We start from the raw sequence: 4,998 nt of genomic DNA, 5'->3' as shown, positions 1-4,998 counted from the left end.
GTTGCCGACACGCAGGTTCTGGCTGGCCACCCGCACCGAGGCGCCCGCCGCGCCGGCCGCCGGGGGCAGCCACGCGCGCCCGTACAGGCCGGCCCAGACCAGCGCCGGCAGCAGCACCGCCAGCAGCGCCGGGCGGGAGCGGCGCAGCAGCGCCGCGAGCGCGAGCACCGGTACGCCGAGGCCGAGCAGCGGAACGGCGCTGTCCAGCAGGCTGCCCAGCCCGTGCACGTTCGGCACCGCCCGATGGCCGGCGAGCAGCGCCGCGAGCAGCCCGGCGCAGGCGATGACGACGAGTCCGCGCCGCCTCCGGCGGCCGGACGGCTCTCCGGGGCCACGCTCGTCGGCCTTCTGCTCGGTCACCGTCGGAATCGTAACGAGCGCCCGGGTCACCGTGCCGGGGCCTCGCCATGATCCACAGCGGTCGCCGCCATCCGGGGCGGTCGATGCTTCCGGTCGGCGGACCGCCGCACCGGGCGGGCCGCTCGACCAGCCTGCCCTCCCCCGAACGGGGGAGGGCGGCGCGCGGCCCGGGTTGCTCGTGCTCGCGTCCTCTTTCCCAGCCTTAAACCGACATGAGGCATGTTCCGGGTACGCGAGGTTCGCTTGTTTGGTGATCGGCTGAGTGAATTGTCGGCCGCGAATCCGGCAGATTGTGGCGCATGCCACTAATCACCCCGATGGCAACGGGCCGGAAGCTCTCTAGCCTCGGCGGGTGCCTCCCGACCACCCCTCCCACCAGCCGCTGCCCGCCAACCGCCCGGTTCGCCGAACGATTGACCCGGCATCAGCCGAACGGAGAGTGGGGCGTCACCGCGCCCCGGAGCAGCCCCGGCCCGGCCCGGCCCGCTCCGTACCGGGCCGGATCGCGGTGGCCACCGGCGTCACCTGCTGCCTCGGCCTGATCGGCGTAGCAGGCGTCGGCGAAACCGGCCCCGCGCGGCTGGACGTACGCGAGGCGGTCGCCGACCGGGCCGCCGCCGAGCAGCGGGCCTCCCGCGACTTCACCCGCCTCGCGCCACCTGTCGCCGCGGCGCCGGTCCTGCCCGCCCCGGCCGCCACGCCGAGCCCGGCCGCGTCGACGAAGAAGCCGCCGCGCAAGCCCGCCCGCCCGACAAACCCGCGGCCGGTCGCCGGACTGGACCAGCGGCAGATGAACAACGCGAAGATCATCGTGGACGTGGGGCGGGACATGGGCATGCCCCGCCGGGCCCTCGTCGTGGCGGTCGCCACCGCGATGCAGGAGAGCAACCTCTACAACCTGGCCAGCGACGTGCTCCCGGAGTCCTTCGACCACCCGCACCAGGGCAGCGGCTCCGACCACGACTCGGTCGGGCTGTTCCAGCAGCGCCCCAGCAGCGGCTGGGGCACCGTCGCCCAGCTCATGCGACCCTCGTACGCGGCCCGCGCCTTCTACACCGCCCTGCGCGAGGTGCCCGGCTGGGCGGACATGAGCGTCACCGCCGCCGCCCAGGCGGTGCAGGTGTCCGCGTACCCGGACGCGTACGCCCGGCACGAGGACCGGGCCGCGACGATCGTGGCGGCGCTGACCTGACCCGGACCGGTCAGGCGGCGCCGCGCCCGGCGCCGGGCCGCACGCCCGCGGCGGCGGTCGGGGTGTCCACCGGCACCCGCTCGCCGCGCGCGCCGGCCAGGATCTCGTCCACCCGGGACTCGCGGCGACGCCGTGCCAGCAGGGCCGCCTCGAACTCGCGGCGGGCCCGCAGAGCGTCGGCGTACGCCTCCTCCCGCAACCGGCGGGCCTCCTCGCGGGCGGCCTCCAGCTCGGCGCGGGCGGTGGCCAGCAGCTCGGCGGCCTCCCGCTCGGCCGGCGACGGGCGGGCCGCCTCCGGGCCCTCGACCGGCGCGGTCCGCCGGTGGAGGAAGTCGCACAGGTGCAGGGCGTCGGACCGGATCTGATCCCACTCCCGGCCGGCCCCGGCGGCGCCCTCCGCCCGCGCCGCCAGCCGCCCCAGCCGCAGGCTCAGCTCGTCGAGGCAGGAATCCACCTGACGCCTGTCGTATCCGGTCTCCACCACCGAGAACCTCATGCGTCGCCCCCCAGGCAGCCGGTGTTCGTCCCCACTGCCGATCCTGCGGGCCGGTCGCTCACGGGCGGGGCCGTTCCCACAAAATGTTCAGGATGCGGAGGCCCGGACTTCCCGCACCTACTGGTGCTTCGGGAGCACGACCACCCGGCCGAAGAACTCGTCGATGCGGCGTACCACGTCGTTGAAGTCGTCCAGGTCGATCGGCTTGGTCACGTACGCGTTGGCCTGCAACGTGTAGCTGCTGACCACGTCGGTGTCGGCGTTGGAGGTGGTCAGCACCACGATCGGGATGGTCCGCAGGCTCTCGTCGCCCTTGACCTCGCCGAGCACCTGCCGCCCGTCCATCCGGGGCATGTTCAGGTCGAGCAGGATCACGTCCGGACGCTGCGCCTCGGCGTGCCGGCCCTCGCGCCGGAGGAACTCCATCGCCTCCTGACCGTCGGCGACCACGTCGATGACCTTGTCGACGTCGGAGTCGGCGAGCGCCTCCTCGATCATCAGGACGTCACCCGGATCGTCGTCCACCACCAGGATGCGAACCGGGCTCGGGCTGCTCTGACCCATCGTCTTACCTGCTTGTCTCGAGGAGGGCGGCCGGCCGCACGGCCGGTTGCTGGCGGGAGAATGTACCGGATCAGGAGGCGGCCGGCGCGGCCGGGTCGACGGTGTCACGGGCGTACCGGAGCACCTCGGCCAGCCCGGTCACCTGCAGCACCCGGGCCACCCGGCCGGTCGCCCCGGTCAGGCGCAGCCAGCCGCCGTCGGCGGCGACGAGATTGTCCCCGCGCACGAAGGCGGCGATGCCGGTGGAGTCGCAGAAGGTCAGCTCGGCGAGGTCGAGCAGCAGCTCGCGCTGCCCCTCGGCGATCAGCCGGTCGATCGCCGAGTTCAGCTCGGGGGCCGTGCCCAGGTCGAGCTCACCGGCGAGCCGGAGGCAGACGCCGCCCCCGTCCCGCTGGGCGTACGTGACGGTGAACGTCACCCTGGCCCCCCTCGCTCCCCACCGCAGGCGAACGCTTGCAGTAGTGCAAGTATATGGGACGGCCCATCCGGGTGCCGTCAGCGGCCCGCCGCAGACAGGCCGCCGACCAGAGCCCGGGACCGGTCGAGGAAACCGGCCGCGCGCGGGAAGTCGCGCAACTGCTGTCCATAGTGCTCCAGCGTCAGGCCGACCGCCCCCGCCGGCACCCCGCGGCTGACCAGGATCTCCACCAGCCACTCGACGAACGCGGTGAACAGCGTCCCGTCGTCCACATAGAGCGCGGCGGCCAGGAAGTCCACGATGTAACCGAGGTCGCTGATCGTGGAGTCGAGCTGCGCCGGGGTGTAGCCGGACACCGACGGCACCCGCTCCCGCAGGTCGGCCAGGGCGCTGTCGATCAACTCGCCGCGCCGCTTGACCAGGCTGGCGTACTCGTCGTCGGCCAGGTGGTCCAGCCGGGCCGGCGGCGCCGCACGCAGCGCCCGCTCGTCGGCCACCAGGTCGGCCGCGGCCGGCGCGTCCGGCGCCCACGGCACACCCAGCACACGCGCCCAGCGGCCGTCCTCGCCGAAGCCCCGGCCACCCACCACCACCGGCACGTCGGAACGGCGGCACGCCTCCACCATCCGGTGGGCGTGCGGCAGCCGCATCGGCAGCGCGCAGGCCAGTGCCACCGCCTCCGCGTCGTAACGGTGCAGGTAGGAGACCAGGTGGGCGGCGGGCACGCTGGCGCCGAGGAAGACGACCTGCCAGCCGCGCAACCGCAGCACCTCGGCCACCAGCCGGGCCGGCAGCGCGTGCCACTCGCCGTCCATGCAGGCCATCACGATCCGTCCCCGCGTCGGCCGGGGATCGGCGTACGCGGCCACCGCCGCCACCACCCGCTCGCTGATGTGCGTGGCGGCGTGCTCCTCGGCGACGCTCCACTCGTTGCGCGCCCACCGTTCGCCCACCTCGGCCTGCGCCGGCGCGACCAGGTCGAGCAGCACCCGCTCGGCGGGCACGCCCGCCTCCAGGAGCCCCACGGCCACCGCCACGGCGGCGGACTCGTCCGCGTCGGCCAGGCACTCCAGGTAGCGGGCGAAGGCGTGACCCGCATCGACCCCGACAGTCGGCACTGTCACGCGGACCACTCCCTCGTCAGCTCGGCCGCGGCCGGTTCCGGCACCGCGTGCAGGTGCCGGGGCGCCCGCCCGGCCGGGCCGGTCGCCCGCAGCGCCAGCACCGCTATGTCGTCGTGGTCGCCGTGCGCGAGCCAGTCACAGGTCACCTGCTCGACCCGTTCGGCCAGCGCGGGCGCCGGCATCCGGTTACAGCCGGCCACGGCGTTGAGCAGCCGCTCGGCGCCGAACTGCTCGTCGCCGCGCCGGCCGCCCCGCGCCTCGGTCACGCCGTCGCTGTAGAAGAGGCAGGTCTCCCCCGGCGCCAGGCGCACGGTGACCTCGCCGATGCGGGGATCGGGCACCACGCCGATCAGCATGCCGCGCAACGGCACCACCTCGACGTCACCGGACTCCCGCAGCACCAGCGGGGGCAGGTGCCCGCCACCGGCCAGCGTCAGGGTCTGGCCGCCGTCGCGGTGCGGACGCGCCACGCCGAGGACCATGGTGGCGAACCGGCCCTGCCCGTGTGCCTGGGTGGTCTCCAGCAGCGCGTCGTTGAGCAGCTTCAGCAGCCGCCCGGGCTGGCTCTCGACCCGGTGCAGCGCCTGCAGGCACTGGCGCAGCTGGCCGGTGAAGACGGCCGCCTCCACGCCCTTGCCCGACACGTCACCGAGGAAGAAGACCGACCCGCCGTCGGTGAGCTGGTGCGAACCGTAGAAGTCGCCGCCGATGCGCAGGCCGGCCTGCGCGGGCCGGTACGCGGTGCCCCACTGCACGCCGGTCGCGGGAGCCGGCTCGACCGGCAGCAGGCTGGCCTGCAGCGTGTCGGCGACCTCGGCCTGGTCGCGGTAGAGCAGAGCGGTGG

The 4,998-nt window shown here is 74.6% G+C and carries 6 protein-coding genes and 1 pseudogene; 1 reads left to right on the top strand and 6 read right to left on the bottom strand.

Features of this window, described 5'->3' with window-relative positions; translation table 11 throughout:
- A pseudogene (locus KBX39_RS22745) lies at nucleotides 1-360 on the bottom strand (endonuclease); the annotation flags it as partial.
- Nucleotides 361-799: 439 nt separating this feature from the next.
- Here KBX39_RS22745 and KBX39_RS22740 point away from each other — a divergent pair.
- Nucleotides 800-1,552: a hypothetical protein gene (locus KBX39_RS22740; RefSeq protein ID WP_312247477.1), complete on the top strand. Its 753-nt coding sequence runs from the start codon at nucleotides 800-802 to the stop codon at nucleotides 1,550-1,552.
- Between the two features lie 10 nt (nucleotides 1,553-1,562).
- Here the strand turns inward: KBX39_RS22740 and KBX39_RS22735 are convergent, their stop codons facing one another.
- The 5 genes from KBX39_RS22735 to KBX39_RS22715 all read right to left on the bottom strand — a co-directional run.
- Entirely contained in the window at nucleotides 1,563-2,048 is a 486-nt protein-coding gene (locus tag KBX39_RS22735) for an ATPase (protein WP_069089847.1), read from the bottom strand.
- Between the two features lie 117 nt (nucleotides 2,049-2,165).
- Nucleotides 2,166-2,612, bottom strand: a complete 447-nt coding sequence (locus tag KBX39_RS22730; protein WP_030504307.1) for a response regulator — start codon at nucleotides 2,610-2,612, stop codon at nucleotides 2,166-2,168.
- Between the two features lie 70 nt (nucleotides 2,613-2,682).
- A complete protein-coding gene (locus KBX39_RS22725; protein ID WP_043324561.1) occupies nucleotides 2,683-3,030 on the bottom strand; it encodes an STAS domain-containing protein in 348 nt (115 codons plus the stop codon).
- A 77-nt stretch (nucleotides 3,031-3,107) separates the two neighbouring features.
- The gene (locus KBX39_RS22720; protein WP_043330192.1) at nucleotides 3,108-4,154 is read right to left on the bottom strand and encodes a B12-binding domain-containing protein; all 1,047 of its coding nucleotides are present in this window, start codon (nucleotides 4,152-4,154) and stop codon (nucleotides 3,108-3,110) included.
- Nucleotides 4,151-4,998: PP2C family protein-serine/threonine phosphatase (locus tag KBX39_RS22715; RefSeq protein WP_210872414.1), on the bottom strand; the 848-nt coding region annotated here is incomplete at its 5' end. The genes KBX39_RS22715 and KBX39_RS22720, both read right to left, overlap by 4 nt.

The sequence above is a fragment of the Micromonospora sp. D75 genome, from assembly GCF_018070405.1.
Taxonomy (GTDB): Bacteria; Actinomycetota; Actinomycetes; order Mycobacteriales; family Micromonosporaceae; genus Micromonospora; species Micromonospora chalcea.
Note: the sequence above shows the minus strand (reverse complement) of the source record. Positions and strands in the feature narration are given on the sequence as shown.